General features: G+C 61.6%; 13 protein-coding genes and 1 tRNA gene. 10 read left to right on the plus strand and 4 right to left on the minus strand.

Annotated features, from left to right (window positions below; translation table 11 throughout):
* The first annotated feature begins 201 nt into the window (after positions 1–201).
* Positions 202–1,158 (plus strand): cytochrome c biogenesis CcdA family protein, encoded by a 957-nt coding sequence (locus HMPREF2806_RS05925; RefSeq protein WP_005326045.1) that lies wholly within the window; start codon positions 202–204, stop codon positions 1,156–1,158.
* 246 nt (positions 1,159–1,404) lie between these two features.
* On the opposite strand, the gene HMPREF2806_RS05930 is transcribed toward HMPREF2806_RS05925, so the two are convergent.
* From HMPREF2806_RS05930 to HMPREF2806_RS05940, 3 genes are all read right to left on the minus strand, one after another.
* A complete protein-coding gene (locus HMPREF2806_RS05930; RefSeq protein ID WP_070516839.1) occupies positions 1,405–2,691 on the minus strand; it encodes an MFS transporter in 1,287 nt (428 codons plus the stop codon).
* Positions 2,692–2,737: 46 nt separating this feature from the next.
* The gene (locus HMPREF2806_RS05935; protein ID WP_070516782.1) at positions 2,738–4,090 is read right to left on the minus strand and encodes a dicarboxylate/amino acid:cation symporter; all 1,353 of its coding nucleotides are present in this window, start codon (positions 4,088–4,090) and stop codon (positions 2,738–2,740) included.
* A gap of 117 nt (positions 4,091–4,207) precedes the next feature.
* The gene (locus HMPREF2806_RS05940; protein ID WP_070516784.1) at positions 4,208–5,278 is read right to left on the minus strand and encodes a lipoate--protein ligase family protein; all 1,071 of its coding nucleotides are present in this window, start codon (positions 5,276–5,278) and stop codon (positions 4,208–4,210) included.
* A gap of 469 nt (positions 5,279–5,747) precedes the next feature.
* On the opposite strand from HMPREF2806_RS05940, the gene HMPREF2806_RS05945 reads away from it, so the two are divergent.
* The 4 genes from HMPREF2806_RS05945 (at position 5,748) to nrfD (ending at position 12,133) form a co-directional block, all read left to right on the plus strand.
* Positions 5,748–6,590, plus strand: a complete 843-nt coding sequence (locus tag HMPREF2806_RS05945) for a PRC and DUF2382 domain-containing protein (protein WP_070516786.1) — start codon at positions 5,748–5,750, stop codon at positions 6,588–6,590.
* Positions 6,591–6,713: 123 nt separating this feature from the next.
* Positions 6,714–9,989, plus strand: coding sequence for a formate dehydrogenase-N subunit alpha (gene fdnG, locus HMPREF2806_RS05955; RefSeq protein WP_232745308.1), 3,276 nt, complete (start codon positions 6,714–6,716; stop codon positions 9,987–9,989).
* Positions 9,990–9,998: 9 nt separating this feature from the next.
* Entirely contained in the window at positions 9,999–11,042 is a 1,044-nt protein-coding gene (locus HMPREF2806_RS05960) for a 4Fe-4S dicluster domain-containing protein (RefSeq protein ID WP_070509603.1), read from the plus strand.
* Positions 11,039–12,133, plus strand: coding sequence for an NrfD/PsrC family molybdoenzyme membrane anchor subunit (nrfD, locus tag HMPREF2806_RS05965; RefSeq protein WP_070516788.1), 1,095 nt, complete (start codon positions 11,039–11,041; stop codon positions 12,131–12,133). Before HMPREF2806_RS05960 ends, nrfD begins: the two co-directional genes overlap by 4 nt.
* On the opposite strand, the gene selD is transcribed toward nrfD, so the two are convergent.
* Positions 12,123–13,100 (minus strand): selenide, water dikinase SelD, encoded by a 978-nt coding sequence (gene selD / locus HMPREF2806_RS05970; protein WP_070516789.1) that lies wholly within the window; start codon positions 13,098–13,100, stop codon positions 12,123–12,125. The two genes, nrfD and selD, sit on opposite strands and share 11 nt — an antisense overlap.
* A gap of 35 nt (positions 13,101–13,135) precedes the next feature.
* Between selD and HMPREF2806_RS05975 the strand changes: the two genes are divergently transcribed.
* The 5 genes from HMPREF2806_RS05975 (at position 13,136) to HMPREF2806_RS05995 (ending at position 17,101) form a co-directional block, all read left to right on the plus strand.
* Positions 13,136–13,230: transfer RNA gene (locus HMPREF2806_RS05975), tRNA-Sec, on the plus strand.
* A gap of 24 nt (positions 13,231–13,254) precedes the next feature.
* Positions 13,255–14,538, plus strand: a complete 1,284-nt coding sequence (selA, locus tag HMPREF2806_RS05980) for an L-seryl-tRNA(Sec) selenium transferase (protein WP_187357583.1) — start codon at positions 13,255–13,257, stop codon at positions 14,536–14,538.
* Positions 14,539–16,329, plus strand: a complete 1,791-nt coding sequence (gene selB, locus HMPREF2806_RS05985; protein WP_070516793.1) for a selenocysteine-specific translation elongation factor — start codon at positions 14,539–14,541, stop codon at positions 16,327–16,329.
* A 182-nt stretch (positions 16,330–16,511) separates the two neighbouring features.
* Positions 16,512–16,793, plus strand: coding sequence for a type II toxin-antitoxin system RelE/ParE family toxin (locus HMPREF2806_RS05990; protein ID WP_070516795.1), 282 nt, complete (start codon positions 16,512–16,514; stop codon positions 16,791–16,793).
* An 8-nt stretch (positions 16,794–16,801) separates the two neighbouring features.
* Positions 16,802–17,101, plus strand: a complete 300-nt coding sequence (locus tag HMPREF2806_RS05995; protein ID WP_049156400.1) for a HigA family addiction module antitoxin — start codon at positions 16,802–16,804, stop codon at positions 17,099–17,101.
* The last annotated feature ends 61 nt before the right edge of the window (positions 17,102–17,162 follow it).

Consider the following 17,162-nt stretch of genomic DNA (forward strand, 5'->3'; position numbering starts at 1 on the left):
ATATCAGGTGTCTACCTAACAGGGGTCAGGTCCCCTTGAGCTCCCTGCCGTCATCGACACCGAGGCCACACTGACCACCCAGTACAAGGTCACCTCCATAAGCACCCTGGTGGTGGTCGACGCGAAGGGCGACGTTACCTTCCGGGCCACCGACCCGTCTGCGGAAAAGATCCAAGAAGAACTCACCAAGGCCGGTGCCCAATGACAGCCCTGCTTGCCCTGGCCTTCGCCGCTGGAATGATTGCCCCGGTCAATCCCTGCGGTTTCGCCCTCCTGCCCGCCTGGATAGCCCAGACCATCGGGGACGCCCGGACGCGCCCGCTCGCGCTGCGTCTGGCCCACGGGCTTCGGGCCGGGCTCGCGCTCAGCCTCGGCTTCGCCGGGACCCTGGCAGCCTTCGGGCTGATCGTCAGCGCGGGCGCCAGGACCCTGATCAGCGCAGCGCCCTGGCTGGGAATGGCCACCGGGGTGATCCTTCTCCTGCTGGGCCTGGCCATGCTCACCGGACTCACACCACGGCTCCGTCTGCCGGCCTGGGCCACGAAACCCCGCACACAAGAAGCCGCAGGGGCAGGTCACAAAACCGGGCGCATGGTGGCCTTCGGGATCGGATACGCCGCAGCATCCCTCGGCTGCACCCTCGGGGTGCTCCTGGCCGTGATCGCCCAAGCCCAGGCCGTCGCCAGCTACGCCGGGCTGCTCGCGGTCTTCGCCGCCTACGCCGCAGGCTCGGCCACTGTCCTGATGCTCGTTTCGGCAGGCACGGCCATCGCCGGGGCCGCCCTCGGGCGAAGAATCACCGGCCTGGCCAAGCACAGCAACCGCATCGCCGCCTTCATCCTCACCATAACCGGCGCCTACCTCAGCTGGTATTGGTATCCCGCCGCCACCGGCGGAACCGCACAGGCCAACAGCCTCGCCGTATGGTCAGCCGCCGCCAGCGCCTGGATCAGCGACAACAGCACCCTGATCGCAGCCCTCGCCGCAGCCGTGGTGCTCGCATCGGCATTGGCCGCCCTCAACCGGCGCAGGAGACTGCGCATCAGACAGGGAACGCCGCCCACAGGCGAGGGCCCCGGGCAAAGCGGGGAACCCGACTGCTGCACACCAACTCCGGACAATAACTCGACCGAGGACCGGCCAGGCACGATCCCGTAGCTGGCCGAGGACTCCCAAAAAGCAAGGGGGAGAGGGAACCTTGCCCATCTTCTGGCAAACGAGGCGCCCGCCTATCAGGACAGGTTGGTACAGCGGCATCAGGCCGGAAGTCAATTCGTGCGGCCCTGCTCGTCGTCTGAAACGACAATTCGGATCGCTAGCGGTCGGGCGATTGACGCTGCCTGAAGCTCAAGTGTGGGTCGTTGATGGAAGTTACTACCAGGAGGGGGAGAGTGAGGCGGTGGGTTAGATCTCTTTTAGGCGATTCCGCTTGGAGGCGAAGAGAACGCCTCCGCCGGTGATAATCGCAGCGGCAACAAGGTAATACGCCGGGGCGAGTTGGTTGTCTGTTTTGTCAATAAGCCAGGTGGCGATCATGGGCGCTGTGCCGCCGAAGACAGCGTTAGCTGTGTTGAAGGTGAGTGCAAAGCCGGAAAGGCGAACATGGGTGGGGAACTGTTCGGAGAGGAAGGAGGGGAGGACGCCGTCGTTAAGCGCAAGCACGCCGCCCAGGCACACCTGGATGATGATGACCAGGAGAATCCCAGCGCCGTCTAGGAGCATGAAGGCAGGGACGATGAAGAGGCCCATGAAAAGTGCAGCACACAGCATGGTGGTGCGGCGTCCCAGGCGGTCCGAAAGCAGGCCGGTGAGAAGTGCGAAGCCGATATAGAACGCGGAAGCGACCGACGACGCAATGAAGGCAGGTGTCTCCGCCATGCCCAGCTCCTGGGAGAGGTAGGTGGGTAGATAGGTCAGGATGACGTAGAAGCCAATGGCGTTGAGAACCGCGCCCGAGAAGGCTATTGCCAGGGCCTTGGGATATTTGATGACCTCGCGAAGAGGGGATTCTTCCGTGTCATCTTGATTCTCAAAGCGGGAAGACTCATCGGCGTTGCGGCGAATCCACAGGCCGTAGAGGCCCAGAGGTAGTGCGATGAGGAAGGGGACGCGCCAACCCCAAGAAACGAGAGCATCGTCGTCGAGTACGCCGGTGAGTAAAGCCGCAATGAGGGAGCCCAATAGCAGGCCGGATGCTGTGGCGGAAGGAACGATTGCGGCGTAAATGCCCCGCTTATGCGTCGGGGCGATTTCTGCGAGGTGCGTGGCTGCACCGGCATATTCGCCAGCCGCGGAGAAACCTTGGACCATGCGCGAAAGTAGAAGCAGCAGGGTGGCGGCGAATCCGATGGTTTCGTAGCTGGGGAGGAAGCCGATCACGGCTGTCGCTAGTGACATCATCGTGATCGATACCGTCAGGGTTTGAATTCGTCCGTGTTTGTCACCAAAGTGTCCCCACACTATTCCGCCGAGCGGGCGGACGAGGAAAGAAAGCGCAAAGAGTGCGAATGTCATGATGAGCGCGCGGCGCCCTTCCATCTCCGGGAAGAAGACTCGGGAGATAATGGCCGACATATAAATGTAGGCCGCATAGTCAAACCATTCGATGAAGGTTCCTATGAAGGACGCTTTGATAGCGCTGTGGTGTTGTGTGGAATCGGGGCCTGGTGGTGCTTGGGTTGACGTGGACATAGCTTCCACCGTACAGAAACTATATGTGCTCCACGTCACTTAATTCCTAAACGTTCACGCTTTCCCGCTCGTTCTCGTCAGCGTTCATGATGTCATTGACGCCACCCTCGGCAGCGTCCCAGGTTGCTCGGTCTTGGATGCCGGCGCGCTTGGCGACGATCGTGGCGCACAGAGCCTGACCGGTGACATTGACGGCGGTGCGGCCCATATCGATGATGGGCTCGATGGCGAGCAAGAGGCCGACGCCTGCCAGCGGGAGACCCAGTGTGGAGAGCGTCAGTGTCAACATAACGGTGGCGCCTGTCGTGCCGGCAGTAGCTGCGGAACCAATGACGGAAACGAAGATGATGAGAAGGTATTGGGTCGGGGAAAGGTCAATTCCGTAGAACTGCGCAATGAAGATGGCGGCGATAGCCGGGTAGACGGAAGCGCAGCCGTCCATCTTCGTGGTAGCGCCGAGCGGGATGGCGAAGGAGGCGTATTCGCGAGGCACACCCATAGCCCTCTCCGTAAAGCGCTGGGTAACCGGCATGACTCCCATAGAAGAACGGGTGACGAAACCGAGGGAGAATACTGGCCATACGCGCTTGTAGAAGCCAATGATTGGAATGCGGTTGAATGCGAGGACGGCAGGGTAGACCACAACAATGACAAGGGCGAGCCCGACATACATCGCGAGGACGAACTTGCCCAAGGAGCTCAGCGCATCCCAGCCGTAGGTAGACACGGCTTTACCGATGAGGGCGGCGGTGCCAATCGGGGCGAGACGGATGATCCACCAGAGAACCACCTGGATGACCTTGAGGAAGGATTCGGTAAAGCGCAGGAAGGGATCGGCTGCCTTGCCAGCCTTGACCGCTGCGATGCCCAGAGCCAAAGAAATGACAAGGAGCTGAAGGGCGCCGAAGCTGAGGGAGACTTCGCCATCACTCAGGGAAGCCTTGAGTCCAAAGAAGTTGGCGGGGACGAGTTGCTGGAGGAAGGCGGTCCAGGACCCAACGTTGGAAGGATCGGCGGCGGTGGAGGCGTCGACAGTTGTGCCCACTCCGGGCTTCATCACGAGGGCAACGAGAATGCCGGCCAAGACGGAGAAGAAGGCCGTAATGGCGAACCATACGAGGGTGGAGATTGCCAGCGAGGCGGCGTTAGCCACCTTGCGCAGGTTGGCAACCGAGGTGACGACGGCCGCGAAGATGAGCGGCGGGACCATTACTTTGAGCAATTGGACGTACGCGCCGCCGACGCCGGACAAGGTATCGGAGAGCCACGAGGACTCCATGCCGGAGGCGATGAAGCCGAGAATGAGGCCGATAATGAGGCCGGCGATGACTTGGGCTCCAAAGCCGGTGGCCCACGAGGGCAGCGTGCGCGAGGATGCGCGGGAGGAAGTGTCGGACACGAGATTTTCCTTCTAGACAGTGTTGTATAGAAATGGACCATTTGGTTCGGTAAAGTCATACCGATCGGTTCATTAGAACATGTAACACCGTACGCTGCCCAGAAATTCCCCCGCAAATTATGGGATGCGCTTGGTCCACTCGTCGTTGAGGAATTTGGTGTCGACGAGGTGGCGGGCGGCGGCTAGGGAGTCGTCGGAAAGCTCGGCGTCGACGGCGCCGTAGCGGGTAGCGAACTCGCGTGCCATGGTCTCGATGATTTCCTCGCGGGGCACGCCGGTTTGGCGGCGCAGCGGGTCCACGCGCTTCTTTGCGCTGGCTAGGCCCTTGGAAGACACCTTGACCTTGCCGATGCGCAAGACTTCCATCATCTTGTCTGCATCGATGTCATAGCTCATCGTGGTGTGGTGGAGCACCGCACCTTTGCGGCGCTTTTGCGCGGCACCGCCAATCTTTCCGCCGTCCGAGGTGATGTCATTAATCGGCACGTACCAGGCGTTGACGCCAAGCTTGCTCAGCGCCGCGAGTACCCATTGGTCTAGGTACTCGTAGCTGGCCTCGTAGGAATAGCCGGCCACGAGCGAGTCCGGGGCGTACAGGGAATAGGTCACGCAGTTGCCGCCCTCCATGAACATCGCACCGCCACCGGAGATTCGGCGTATTGGAATGATGCCGTGCTTGTCGACGCCCTCCTGGTCCAACTCGTTGGCATAGGACTGGTAGGAACCGAAGACGACGGCGCGGTCCTCCCATTCCCAGAAGCGGAGCGTGGGCCCGCGCTTTCCTTCCGCGACTTCGTTGAGGAGGACTTCATCGAGGGCAACGTTTACTGGGGTAGGTAGAACCCCAGGACGCAGGATCTCCCAGCTGTGGTCGGTGAAATCGGTGCCGCCTGACAGCGCGCGCTTGACCGTGACAGCTAGGTGGTGGGTGTCGAATCCGTGGAGAGCTACGGGTGAATCGATTCGCGCCAGGGCGGCATCGAGGCGGGATTGGATGTCCTCGGTGCTTGTGGCAGTAGTGATGCCGACCAGCGCTGGGGCTAGTGCCTCGTAGGCCTCTTCCGGTTCGAGGAAGAAATCGCCAGAGACCTTGGCTGCGGTAACGGTGCTGTCGGCGTCAATATCGAGATCGACGACGAGTAGTTTGCCGCCGGGGACTTTGAGCTCGAAGTGTTCAGTTTGGTTCATGGTGTTCAGGGTACTCAGGTATGGCGGTGTGACGATTGGGGGAGTAGACCATTTAATGAATCCGAAAGTTGGGATGGGGGTAGCTAATGTTTGTTGGTTGTGTCTATGGAAGTAGTAAGGGGTCACGTAGAGGGTTGCTGTTGGGTGCTACGTTGCGGGCGCAAGTTAGTGCGTTAATGTTTCGTTCTAGAATATGGGGAGGAAATGTAGGGCTGGGCTGGCAGGCGTTTGAAGTGCTCAAAAAGGCTGTAATCTAATCGTTATAGCTAATATGACCTGCGGCTACGCGCGATTTTGACAAAAGAAGGGGATGCGGCGGTGGCGCATTGTTGTGTCGTCCGTATGGTGGGGGTCAACGCAAACGAAATAGCAAATCGTCCCCCAATCCCCTGGGATTTATGGGGGTAGAGATGAAAGCTATCGTTTGCCATCGAGATATAGACCAAATGTAGAAAGGTTTAGAGAAACAATGGGTAAGAACATCAAGGATCTGTTTAACGCAACCGCATACGACAAGGCCGGCGAGAAGCTGGGCTCCGTCAAGGAGGTCTTCGTCGACGAGCAGTCCGGTCAGCCGACTTTCGTTGAGGTCAACCACGGTCTGTTCGGTATGAGCTCCAGCTTGGTTCCGCTCCGTGGTCACGATTTCACCGGTGATGAGCTCAAGCTGGCTTTCTCTAAGGACCGCATCGAGAACGCGCCGGATTTTGACTCCGATAAGCCGCTGACTCCTGAGGCGCAGGCGGACATCTTCAAGCACTACGACCTCGAGAACGCACAGGACGTAACCACCTACCGTGACGAGCGTGATGAGCGCGCTGGCGTTGCCGGTGCTGGCGTAGCTGGCGCTGGTGTTGCCGGTGCTGGTGCAGGTGCACACGCTAAGGATGAGACCGAGCGCGCCGCTGTCTCCGACAATAGCGTCACCAACAACGAGGGCGAGGTTATCCGCTCCGAGGAGCGCTTGGACGTCAACAAGGAGCGCGTGGCCACCGGCGAGGCGCGCCTGCGCAAGTACGTCGTGACCGATACCGAGACCGTCGAGGTTCCGGTTGAGCGCGAAGAGGTTCGCGTCGAGCGCACCCCGATTTCCGAGGCTGACGCTGCCAACTACACCGGCACCATCGGTGATAACGGCGCGGAGGAAGCCTCCGTTACCCTGCACGAAGAGCGCGTGAATGTAGAGAAGAAGACCGTCCCGGTGGAGAAGGTTAACCTTTCCAAGGAGACCATCAAGGACACCGAGACCCACACCGAGGATCTGCGCAAGGAGCAAATCGATACCGACGGCATCACCGAGACCCGCAAGTAATCTCGGTTAAGGGCTAAGAGGCTGGAGCTGCAAAGCTCCAGCTTTTCGCGTTTTGGGTTTGTTCAGTATTTTCTGGTCTTGAACAGGGTGGAAAACGCAAGGCCAAGCCAGTAGGTTTGAATCATGTCACGTTTTAGCCCACTGAATTGGCCCGTTGTGCGCCAAATCCGGAACAAGGATGCCTTCGGCCGCGACGTGTCCACGCAGTCGGCTAAGAGTGAAGACCTGCGCGGACGCACCGTTGACGCGGATCGCGTCGTCCAGTCGGTCTGCCCCTACTGTGCAGTGGGTTGTTCTCAGCGCGTTTATGTCAAAGATGACCGCGTCATCCAAATCGAGGGCGACCCGGATTCCCCGATTTCCCGCGGTCGTTTGTGCCCTAAGGGCTCTGCGTCTGAGCAGCTCATTAATTCCTCGACCCGCATCACCACGATCAAGTACCGAGCGCCCTATGCCACCGAATGGCAGGAGCTCGATGAAGAAACCGCGATGGATATGATCGCGGACCGTTTCGTGGAGGCACGCGCGAGGCACTGGGAGGACGTCGATAAGCACGGGCGTCGTCTCAACCGCACCATGGGCATTGCGGGCCTGGGTGGTGCGACGCTAGATAATGAGGAGAACTACCTCATTAAGAAACTGTTTACCGCCACCGGCGCGATCCAGGTGGAGAACCAGGCGCGCATATGACACTCCGCCACTGTTCCTAGTCTAGGAACGTCGTTTGGCCGCGGCGGCGCAACCCAACCGCTGCAGGATATGGCGAATGCGGACTGCATCGTCATCGAGGGTTCTAATATGGCGGAATGCCACCCCGTGGGATTCCAATGGGTCGTGGAAGCCAAGAAGCGTGGTGCGCGCATTATCCACGTGGATCCGCGCTACACACGTACGTCTGCCTTTGCGAACCGTCACATCGGCATTCGGGGTGGTACCGACGTGGTGCTGCTCGGCGCGATTATCAAGTACGTGCTGGATAATGACCTGTATTTCCACGATTACGTGGTGAATTACACGAACGCGGCGTCGATCATCTCGCCGGATTTCCAGGACACCGAGGATTTGGAGGGCTTGTTCTCCGGGTACGACGCGGAGAAAGGCAAGTACGTCACGGACTCGTGGCAGTACGTGCGAAAGCCTGAGGGCTCCTCGTGGAACGTGGAGAAGGACATGACGCTGGAGGATCCGAATACGGTCTTCCAGATTCTCAAGCGCCACTACTCGCGCTACACCCCGGAGATGGTGGAAGAGACCTGTGGCATTTCGCCGGAGGACTTCTACTACTTGGCGGACTCGATTGCGCAGAACTCCACCCCGGAGCGCACTACGTGCTTCGCCTACGCGCTGGGCTTTACCCAGCACACCCTGGGTGCACAGTTCATCCGTACCGCGGCGATCCTGCAGCTGCTCATGGGCAACGTGGGCCGACCTGGCTCGGGGATCATGGCTTTGCGCGGGCACGCCTCGATTCAGGGATCGACCGATATTCCGACCCTCTTTAACTCGCTGCCGGGCTACCTGCCCATGCCGCACGCGGATCAGGAGACCTGGGAAGATTACCTGGATTCCTTCCGGCAGGAAGACCAGAAGGGTTTCTGGCAGCTGGGTGAGAACTACGCGGTCTCGCTCATGAAGTCCTACTGGGGCGACGCCGCAACCAAGGAAAATAACTGGGGTTTTGACCTCATGCCGCGCCTGTCCGGTGCGCACTCGACGTATGAGACCTTGTTGGCCATGCTGCGCAAGGAGGTGGAAGGCTACTTTGTCTTTGGCCAGAACCCGGCGGTGGCGCAGTCCAACGGCGGCATGCAGCGCCGCGGGCTCGCCTCGCTGAAGTGGCTGGTTGTCCGCGATTTCCAGGAGATTGAAACGGCAAGTTTCTGGAAGGATTCGCCGGAAGTCAAGAACGGCGAGCTCAAGACCGAGGAGATTGCCACCGAGGTCTTCCTCATGCCGGCGGCAACGCACGTGGAGAAGTCCGGAACCTTTACCCAGACTCAGCGCATGGTGCAGTGGCGCTTCCAGGCGACTCCGCCGCCGGGCCAGGCCCGCAGTGAGGCCTGGTTCTTCTACCAGCTGGGCAAGAAGATTCGGGCGCGCCTCGCGGATTCAACTGATCCGCGCGATCTGCCGATCAAGTCTGTCACCTGGGACTACACCGAGGATGAGCACGGCGATCCAAGCTCGGATGAGATTCTGCGTGAGATCAACGGCTACTACCTTGATGGGCCTAAGAAGGGCCAGCTTTTGCCGGCCTTTACGGAGATGCGGGCCGACGGTTCCACCTCCGGCGGCTGCTGGATCTACACCGGCGTGTACAAGGACGGTATCAACCATGCCGCGAAGAAGGTTCCGGGTTCGGAGCAGAATGAAGTAGCACTCGACTGGGGTTGGGTCTGGCCGGCCAACCGCCGCATTCTGTATAACCGCGCCTCCGCCAAGCCGGATGGCACTCCGTGGTCGGAGCGCAAGAAGTACATTTGGTGGGACGAGGACCAGGGCAAGTGGGTCGGCGATGATGTCCCGGACTTCCCGGTGACCAAGCGCCCGGACTACGTCGCGCCTGTCGACGCCGTCGGCCCCGACGCCCTGGACGGTGATGATCCCTTCATTATGCAGCCGGATGGCTTGGGTTGGCTGTTCGCGCCGAAGGGGCTGTCCGACGGTCCTCTTCCGACCCATTACGAGCCCCAGGAATCGCCGGTGCACAACGCGCTGTACAAGCAGCAGCAATCGCCGACGCGCCTGACTATCAAACGCGCGGACAACCTTTCCCGCCCCGAGCCAGGGGAGCGGGGCGAGGACGTGTTCCCGTTTGTCTTCTCCACCTACCGTCTGACGGAGATGTACACCTCGGGCGCGATGTCACGCCGCCTGCCTTACTTGGCGGAGTTGCAGCCGGGGCTCTTCTGCGAGGTGGACAAGGAACTGGCCGCCAAGCGTGGATTGGTCAACGGCGAGTGGGCCACCATCGTGTCCCCGCGCGGCGTCATCGAGGCTCAGGTTTTGGTGACGGACCGCATGGAGATGCTCACCATCAATGGTGAGGACTTCCACCAGATCGGCTTGCCGTATCACTACGGAGAATCGGAGACCACCGAGGTGGCCGGCGATGGCGCCAACGACTTGTTGGGCCTGACCCTAGAGCCGAACGTGTTCATCCAGAACTCCAAGGTGGGGGCATGCGATATCCAGCCGGGCCGCCGTCCGCGTGGCGAAGCACGCGTCAAGCTGTTGCGCGAATACCAAGAGCGGGCGCACCTCACTGTAGATTCGGGTAACCGGATCCTCGATGTCTCAGACGCTTTCAGCACGGAAGAGAACACTGCTTCTGCAGAAAACACTGGTGATGATTCCACAGCTGGCAACGAAGCAGACTATGAAGGCAAAGAAAGCTAAGGAGGACTAATGGCTAATCTTTTCACCGAAAAGGCTGATCGGCATGGCTATGGGTCCTATCAGCGCATGGCGTTCTTTACCGATACCTCGGTATGTATCGGCTGCAAGGCCTGCGAGGTGGCGTGCAAGGAATGGAATCGCAACCCGGTGGAGGGTTATGCGGTCACCGGTAATTCCTATGACAACACCGGTGGGCTAGGCGCGAATACGTGGCGCCACGTGGCTTTCATCGAGCAAAACAACGAGCGTATTGAGCAGGCACGCGAGGACGGGCGCAAACTTGTCTCGCTGGGCCTGCCCACGGTGTCCGCACCGAGCGTCACCCCAGATACCGATGATTTTCGCTGGCTCATGTCCTCCGACGTGTGCAAGCACTGCACCAATGCTGGATGCTTGGACGTGTGCCCGACGGGCGCGCTCTTTCGCTCCGAGTTCGGCACCGTCGTGGTGCAGGACGACGTGTGCAATGGCTGTGGTACGTGCGTGGCCGGTTGCCCCTTCGGCGTCATTGAGCGCCGCGATGACGGCGGCGTGACGCTGAAGGCGGACAAGACCGCCACCGTGGATTATGAGGTCCCTGACCACGCGGGTGTGAACGTGCTGGCAAAGCTGAAGCAGCTGAAACCCCAAGGGCCTGACCATATTCCGGGGCAGGCGATGCCGATCAAGAATTTGGGCGTGGCTCAGAAGTGCACCATGTGTTATGACCGCCTCAAGATCGGCGAGCAGCCCGCGTGCGCCAAGACGTGTCCGACGGATTCCATCCAGTTTGGCCCTTACGAGGAGATGCTCGCTGCCGCGAAGGAGCGCGTCCGCGTCCTCCACGAGCAGGGCCTGACGGAGGCTCGTCTCTATGGCGCTAATTCCCAGGATGGGGTCGGCGGAACCGGGTCCATCTTCCTGTTGCTCGATTCCCCAGAGGTCTACGGGCTGCCGCCGGATCCGCGCGTGCCCACGGCGGATTTGCCGCAGATGTACAAGACCGCAGCGAAAGCTATCGGAGGAATGGCGCTGGCCGTGGCCGGGGCATTCATGTTGGGAGGCCGCAAGTGAGCGAGTTTGATGAGTACCGCCCGCCGCAGGAGCCTAGGCGCAGGCGAGGCGGCGGCAAGAAGCGCCGGCGTGGAAGAGTCGGCGCTGGCGCGCAGGACGGCTCCAAAGAAGAGCGTATGGCGGAGGACTTCGAGTTTTCCTCGTATTACGGCAAGCCCGTAGTCAAGGCCCCGCCGTGGGAGTGGCCCATCGGCGGCTATCTCTTCCTCGGCGGCGTGGCCGGCGGTTCTGCGATGTTGGCCGCCGGTGCCCAGGCCACTGGGAACGCACCGCTGAAACGCTCGACGCGGATGACGGCTTTCTCCGCGGCATCGGTAGGGTCGGTCTTTTTGGTGCTCGACCTCGGCCGCCCAGAGCGCCTGCTCAACATGTTCCGCGTCTTCAAGGTGACCTCGCCGATGTCCATCGGCTCGTGGATCCTGGGCAGCTTCGCTTCCGCCGCGGCCCTGCCGGCGGTCGAGGAAGCGGACGAACTGGTCGGCGGTGTGCTGCCGAAGTCGCTTCGCCGCCTCCTCGATACGGCGGCGGGTCCAGCAGGCGCTGTCGCCGGCGTGCTTGGTGGCCCGCTGGCGGGCTACACGGCGGTGCTGTTGGCCAACACGTCAAACCCGACGTGGAATGACGCGAAGAAGCATCTGCCTTATGTGTTCGTGTCCTCGGCTTCGGCTGCGGCGTCGGGTGCCGCCATGGTCTTTACCCCGGTGGAGAATGCTGGCGCGGCACGAGTACTCGGTATCACTGCCGCGGCGACCGATCTGGCCGCGACCCGTGTCATGGAAGCGAACATGGAGCCAGAGCCTCTGCGCCCGCTGCACGAAGGCACACCCGGGAAACTCATGAAGGCCTCCGAGGCGCTCATTGCCGCGGGCGGGGTGGGAACCGCAATCGCGTCGGTCACAAAGTCGCGCGCGGTGTCGGTGGTCTCCGGCCTGGCGCTTCTGGCGGGTTCTGCCTGCACTCGTTTCGGCGTGCTCAATGCGGGGTTGGAGGCGGTGAAAGATCCGTCGACAAGCATCGGCCCGCAGAAGCGCCGTGCTGAGGCCCGCCGCCAGACAGAAGGCCTCACGCACTCGACGGTGACTAGCGGATAGTAATGCGCGCCTCACCCGTCACGGTGCGCCCAATGACCGGATAGCCAGGAACCTCGCCGATGACCAGCAGGCCACCCGAGGTTTGGGCATCGGCGAGGAAGATCAAGTCCTCTTCGCTCAAGTCTGAGTCGAGGTGGGGGCGGACCCAATCCAGGTTGCGGCGCGAGCCGCCCGGGATGAAGCCCTCCGACAGGGCCTCCATGGCGCCGTCCACCGCAGGAACAGCGGAAAAATCCAGCTCCGCACCAATACCGGAGGCGCGGCACATCTTGTAGAGGTGGCCCAGAAGCCCGAAGCCAGTGACGTCCGTGGCCGCGCGCACGCCCGCGGCTACGGCGGCCGCGGCAGCGTCGCGGTTGAGCGTGGTCATGGAATCCACCGCGGCCTGGGAGACTTCACCGGTGGCCTTGTGCTTGTTATTGAGGATGCCCACACCGATTGGTTTGGTCAGCGTGATGGGCAGGCCCGCCTCGGCGGCGTCGTTGCGCATAATCTTGTCGGGGTGGACGATGCCCGTGGCAGCCAAACCATACGTGGGCTCCGGGGCAGTGATGGAGTGTCCACCAGTAATGGATATCCCCGCCTCGCTGGCCACATCCATGCCACCGCGCAGGACTTCGCGCAATACATCAAGACCGAGCTTCTCGCGCGGCCAGCCCACGAGGTTGATGGCGGTGATGGGAGTGCCGCCCATGGCGTAGACGTCGGAAAGCGCATTGGCTGCCGCCACCCGGCCCCAGTCATAGGGGTCGTTGATCATCGGGGTGAAGAAGTCCGCGGTGGAGATGACCGCGAGGCCGTTTGGGATGCGCACGGCGGCGGCATCGTCGCCGTCGTCAAGCCCGACCAGCACGTTGGGGTCCGCGGTGCCCACGAGGCCCGCGACGGCGGATTCGAGCTCTCCCGGGGGGATCTTGCAGGCGCAGCCGCCACCGGCGGCAAAGGAGGTAAGTGTGATGTCAGACATGGGGGTTATTCTAGCCGCGTGTATGGTGAGCAGACGGAGGCGTACGTGTCCTGGTGGGCGCCCCGGTCTTCAAAACCGGTGAGGCCGAGCATCTCGGTCTGGCAGGTTCGATTCCTGTCCGTCTCCGCCATTAGCGCAGCTAGGAGGAACTTTGATGACTGACCCCCGCCGCTTCATCCCGAAGATGGATGAGATCCTCCAGTACCCAGCGGTGCAGGACGCCCACCAACGATTGGCGCCGCATTCGGTCCGCGCGATCATCGACGCCGTGCTTGCCGACGCCCGCTCCGGCTCCCTCGACCCCACCCGCATTCAAGAGGAGCTGGCCGACAGACTGGAAGCAGCGCAGCCCTATTCCTTGCGCCGCGTCATTAACGCCACGGGCGTGATCATCCACACGAACCTGGGCCGCGCCCCTTTGCCGCCGGCAGCGGTAGATGCGCTCGTGGCAGCAGCTGGCTACACGGACGTCGAGATGGACTTGGACAGCGGCCTGCGCTCACGGGATAGGGGCCGTGGCGCGGTCGACGCTGTCTTGGCTGCCTGCCCCGGCGCGGAGGATGCACTGGTGGTCAACAATGGGGCATCCGCGCTGTTGCTGGCGACCGCCGCCTTGGCCCCGGACAAGGAGGTCATCATTTCCCGCGGCGAACTTATTGAGATTGGTGCGGGCTTCCGTCTGCCGGAGCTCATCGAGTCCACGGCCACACGGCTGCGGGAGGTGGGCGCGACGAACCGCACCCACGTGGCGGACTACGAGCGGGCGCTCGGGGAGAACACCGGGGCGATTCTCAAGGTGCATCCCTCGAACTTCTTGATCAGTGGGTTTACGTCTTCTGTGTCGGTTGCAGCCCTGCGCAGACTCACAGATCTGCCGCTCATCGTGGATATCGGCTCAGGGTTGCTCGCACCCGATGAGGTGCTTCCTGAGGAACCCTCCGCCAGCGAGGCTCTTCGGGATGGCGCGGACGTAGTGCTCTTCTCGGGGGATAAGCTCCTCGGCGGACCGCAAGCCGGCGTGCTTGTGGGAAAGAAGGAAGCGATCGCCGCGTGTAAGAAACATCCGCTGGCGAGGGCGGTGCGCATCGACAAGCTGCGGCTTAACGCGCTCGAGGCCTCCCTTGCCACTCCCTCCAACGCCGTGCAGGATGCGCTGCACACTGACGCTAAACGTCATCGCGAGCGTACCGAGAAGGTCGCCGCGGCGGTGGGCGGCGAGGTTGTCGAGCATGCCGGGCGTGTGGGCGGCGGCGGGGCGCCCGAGGTACCGCTGCCGGGCTGGGCTGTGGCGTTGCCAGAGGAGCTGGCGCGTCCACTGCGGTTGGGCGAGCCTCCTGTGGTGGCACGCGTGAACCAGGGACGCTGCCTGGTGGATGTGCGCTGCGTGCCGGAGGCGCAGGATGCGGAGCTTATTGCTGCGATTCAGGCGGTGATGTAGGTGTACGTTGTGGCGACCGCCGGGCATGTGGATCACGGAAAGTCGAGCCTGGTCAAAGCCCTGACGGGAATGGAACCGGACCGCTGGGAGGAAGAGAAGCGGCGCGGTTTGACCATCGACTTGGGGTTCGTGTGGACGAAGCTCGACTCCGGCGCCGACGTGGCTTTTGTCGATGTGCCGGGACACGAGAAGTTCCTGGGCAACATGCTGGCCGGGGTGGGGCCCGCGCCGGTGGTGCTCTTTGTCGTGGCGGCCGATGAAGGCTGGCAAGCGCAGTCCGCTGACCACCGCGATGCATTGCGCGCTCTGGGAATCGAGCACGGTGTGGTCGCGCTGACCCGCGCGGATAAGGCAGACGCTGCCCGCCGCGCTGAGGTCACCGCGCAGGTCAAGGCAGAGCTGGCGAAAACAGCGCTTGCCGACGCTCCCGTGGTCGAAGTCTCCGCAAAGACCGGCGAGGGCGTCGAAAAGCTTCGCGCCGAGTTAGACCAGGTGCTCGCCGCTATGCCCGCGCCGGATTGCCAAGCACGCGTGCGGTTGTGGGTCGATCGCGCCTTCAGCGTGAAGGGTGCTGGCACCGTGGTGACGGGAACGCTGGCGGCGGGGACTGTCTCGGTGGGGGATGAGATGGAGCTTGGCGGGCAACTCGTGACGGTGCGCGGAGTGCACAGTGAAAACACGTCGGTGGACAGCGCTGGTCCGGTTACGCGTGTAGCGCTCAACCTCCGTGGGGTGGCCGCGGATGAGGTTCATCGTGGGGATGCACTGCTGAGCCCAGGGCATTGGCGGGTGCTCGATACCGTGGATATTCGCCGTATCTTTGGCACTGAGATGGCTGAGCTTCCCCAGAACCTCGTGGTGCACATCGGCACCGCGGGCGTTGGTGCCCGTCTGCGGCCTTTAGGCGGTGACCATGCCCGGTTGACTCTCGAACGCCCGTTACCACTCACGCTGCTCGATCGGTTTGTGGTGCGCAGCCCCGGCGGGCGGCACGTGGCGGCGGGCTTTGAGGTCGTGGACGTGCACCCGGCTGAGCTGAGCAGACGTGGTGATGCGAAGAAGCGCGCAGCTGAGCTAGAAGTTTTAGAAGCAACCAACCCGTCCGAGTGGCTCAAGCGCTGCGGCTACGCTGCACGTGAAGAGCTCGTGCGCGATGGCTTCTCGGTGGAGGAAAAGCCTGCCGGAGTCATCGAGTTCGCTCAGTGGTGGATTGCCGCACGACAGGTGACCGCGTGGAAGGACGCACTTCTGCGTGCGGTCGACGAACACAGGGCAGCCAACCCGCTATCCCCAGGACTGACGAAAGCAGCGGCCATGGACGCGCTGAACCTGTCAGAGCCGGCCCTGCTGGGCCTAGCAGTAGCGGCAGCCAAGCTCGAATCGGTCGATGGCGTGCTGCGCGTGCCCGGTCAGTCCGTCGACCTGGGCCCCGCGGAGAGGGGAGTAGCTGAGCTCGAGCAACGCCTGTACGCCGAGCCTTTCGCCGCCCCGGAGGCAGAAGAACTTAAGGAATTGGGGCTGGGCCCCAAAGAGCTCGCCGCTGCCGAGCGCGCCGGGCGTGTGCTCCGGTTAGACAAAGGCGTTGTGCTTTTGCCTTCCGCTCCTCGCGAGGCACTCGAAGTTGTCTCTACGTTGGAACAGCCTTTCACCCTCTCGGAGGCGCGCCAAGCCCTGGGGACGACGCGCCGGGTTGCCATCCCGCTCTTCGAGCACCTCGATGCCACCGGCGCGACCCGCCTAGTCGACGGCAAGCGCTTCGCATTCGGGCCAGGGGCAAAGGAACCAAAGTAAAGGCACCATTTGTCGCCGGTTTTCGGATAAACCCCAGGTCAATGAATTAGCGTAAGTGCATAAGGTGCCAGTTAAAAGGTGCCTTTGGTGGCCATTGAGAAAACTTTGAAGGCGCAAGTGTCTTCATTGGCTTAGCGGTGACCGTCATTGACGGTCTCCGTTATGTTTTGTAGGGTGAACCCATGATCCAGTCTTTCGGTAACCGTGATACCGAGCTTGTCTGGTTACGCGAAGCGTCGCCGCGGATTGATTCGAGAATCCACAAAACTGCTAATAGAAAACTCCATCAGCTCGATGCTGCTGTTTCGCTGAACTCCTTACGTATTCCACCGGGCAACCGCCTCGAAGCTTTGAAAGGTGACCGGAAAGGAACATTCAGTATCCGAGTCAATCAGCAGTGGAAGATCACCTTCCGCTGGACCGAGGCCGGCCCAGCGGACGTTGTTATCGAGGACTATCACTAAGGACGGTTATGAGTACTAAGCTTTATCCGCCGATTCACCCCGGCGAAGTGCTTAATGAAGATTTCATCGAAGCTTTTGGGATTACCCAACACCAACTGGCTGTAGAAATTGGCGTCCCGCTGCGGAAGATTAATGAGATTGTTCACGGCAAGCGTGGAATCACCGCAGATACCGCTCTTCGGCTAGGAAAGTACTTCGGAATCGAACCGCAGTATTGGCTCAACCTGCAAAGCCGTTATGAATTGGAGGTGGCTGAGGATGCCGTCGCTGATGAAATCGATGGCATCCGGCCCCTCGGGGCGGCTTAAATTCAGCGGTTAATAGCGAGAGCGATTGGACTGGGGGCGTCCGCCAGAAGCAGAGCGGACT

Origin of the sequence: Corynebacterium sp. HMSC076G08, from assembly GCF_001811515.1 — a bacterium.
GTDB lineage: Bacteria > Actinomycetota > Actinomycetes > Mycobacteriales > Mycobacteriaceae > Corynebacterium > Corynebacterium hiratae.

Coding starts and splice junctions, on each gene's coding strand:
- HMPREF2806_RS05945 (WP_070516786.1), top strand. CDS start 5,748: ATGGGTAAGAACATCAAGGATCTGTTTAACGCAACCGCATACGACAAG.
- selD (WP_070516789.1), bottom strand. CDS start 13,100: ATGTCTGACATCACACTTACCTCCTTTGCCGCCGGTGGCGGCTGCGCC.
- selA (WP_187357583.1), top strand. CDS start 13,255: ATGACTGACCCCCGCCGCTTCATCCCGAAGATGGATGAGATCCTCCAG.
- HMPREF2806_RS05930 (WP_070516839.1), bottom strand. CDS start 2,691: ATGTCCACGTCAACCCAAGCACCACCAGGCCCCGATTCCACACAACAC.
- HMPREF2806_RS05940 (WP_070516784.1), bottom strand. CDS start 5,278: ATGAACCAAACTGAACACTTCGAGCTCAAAGTCCCCGGCGGCAAACTA.
- HMPREF2806_RS05995 (WP_049156400.1), top strand. CDS start 16,802: ATGAGTACTAAGCTTTATCCGCCGATTCACCCCGGCGAAGTGCTTAAT.
- HMPREF2806_RS05990 (WP_070516795.1), top strand. CDS start 16,512: ATGATCCAGTCTTTCGGTAACCGTGATACCGAGCTTGTCTGGTTACGC.
- HMPREF2806_RS05960 (WP_070509603.1), top strand. CDS start 9,999: ATGGCTAATCTTTTCACCGAAAAGGCTGATCGGCATGGCTATGGGTCC.
- HMPREF2806_RS05925 (WP_005326045.1), top strand. CDS start 202: ATGACAGCCCTGCTTGCCCTGGCCTTCGCCGCTGGAATGATTGCCCCG.